Below are 269 nucleotides of genomic sequence, written 5' to 3'. Positions count from 1 at the left end.
AGCTGCAAGTGTTCCGCCTATAATTGAAATACCTAAGGCGTTTTGAGCACCAGAGCCTGCACTTGAGGCTATTGCAAGCGGTAAAACACCACAGATAAATGCCATTGAGGTCATTAAAATAGGACGTAAACGAAGTCGTACAGCTGCAATAGCTGAATCTACCAAACTTAAGCCTTCATCCATTTTATGGGTAGCAAATTCAACAATTAATATCGCATTTTTAGAGGCAAGCCCTATAGTGGTTAATAAGCCAACTTGAAGGTAAATAT

General features: G+C 39.8%; 1 protein-coding gene. It reads right to left on the bottom strand.

Annotated elements, in window-relative coordinates; translation table 11 throughout:
* Window positions 1-269: efflux RND transporter permease subunit (locus SB765_RS30065; RefSeq protein ID WP_410932554.1), on the bottom strand; the 269-nt coding region annotated here is incomplete at both ends.

Origin of the sequence: Pseudomonas sp. SIMBA_067 (assembly GCF_046534675.1) — a bacterium.
GTDB lineage: Bacteria > Pseudomonadota > Gammaproteobacteria > Pseudomonadales > Pseudomonadaceae > Aquipseudomonas > Aquipseudomonas putida.
This window is presented reverse-complemented; position numbering and strand designations above follow the sequence as displayed.